The organism is Pseudomonas sp. R62 (genome assembly GCF_000257605.1).
GTDB classification, from domain to species: domain Bacteria; phylum Pseudomonadota; class Gammaproteobacteria; order Pseudomonadales; family Pseudomonadaceae; genus Aquipseudomonas; species Aquipseudomonas atacamensis.
Genome location: NZ_JH635998.1, coordinates 711,486 through 712,169, shown reverse-complemented (window position 1 = coordinate 712,169; position 684 = coordinate 711,486). Strand labels below are relative to the sequence as shown.

Genomic DNA, 684 nt, shown 5'->3' with positions numbered 1-684 from the left:
GCAGTGACTGGTCAGCGCCAGCGCCAAGCGGCATGATTGGCGCAATCCTGTCGGTGACGGCAGCTGTGATCTCTTCTGTGATGTGCCGGACGCCATGAGCCAAGACGACAAACTGATCGACCTCAGCACTGAACGCGCCAAGCGTGTGCATGACCTCAACGAGAAGCGCCTGAACGAAGTGCGCCAAGCTTTCGAGCAGGCGATGCCGTTGGGAAAAGCCAAGAAAAAGTCGAAGAACAAGCCGAAAAAGCGTTGATCTCCCGCTGCATTGGTTGATGCAGGTCAGTTATTTCCCCTCCTTTATTTCCCTTCGTTGCGGATATTGATCCTGGTCAATATGTGCGCCTGTGTGTTTGTTAATTTGAATCCATCGCAGCAAAGCAAAGCAGGGCCGGGAGGTCAGTCATGTTTTTCGATAACGTGGTGTTTGCCGGGGTTCTCACGGTGGGGCTCATGGTGCTGTTTTTTGCAGGGTTTGGATTTTTTATCTGGAAGGATGCGCATAAGCGGCGCAAGTGAGTTCTTCTGGATTTGATGGGCACGCAAGGCATTTTGGGGCGACTTCGGTTGCCCCTTTTTTTTGTGCCTTGGCGGCCTGTGGGCCGACCAGGCTCTGGTTGGTTTGGGTGAATATCCGGTTTTTGCGGTGCTGCGGCTGGCGGTTTCGCCCTTACGGCGAGGCAC

The 684-nt window shown here is 54.2% G+C and carries 2 protein-coding genes; both read left to right on the top strand.

Features of this window, described 5'->3' with window-relative positions; genetic code table 11:
- The first annotated feature begins 94 nt into the window (after window positions 1-94).
- The gene (locus OQK_RS30740) at window positions 95-256 is read left to right on the top strand and encodes a hypothetical protein (protein ID WP_016771347.1); all 162 of its coding nucleotides are present in this window, start codon (window positions 95-97) and stop codon (window positions 254-256) included.
- Window positions 257-405: 149 nt separating this feature from the next.
- Complete coding sequence (gene ccoM, locus OQK_RS31895; RefSeq protein ID WP_016771346.1) at window positions 406-519, top strand: cytochrome c oxidase subunit CcoM; 114 nt, start codon at window positions 406-408, stop codon at window positions 517-519.
- The last annotated feature ends 165 nt before the right edge of the window (window positions 520-684 follow it).

Bases quoted from the DNA above. Each gene is read 5' to 3' on its own strand.
- OQK_RS30740 (WP_016771347.1), top strand. From the start codon at position 95: ATGAGCCAAGACGACAAACTGATCGACCTCAGCACTGAACGCGCCAAG.
- ccoM (WP_016771346.1), top strand. From the start codon at position 406: ATGTTTTTCGATAACGTGGTGTTTGCCGGGGTTCTCACGGTGGGGCTC.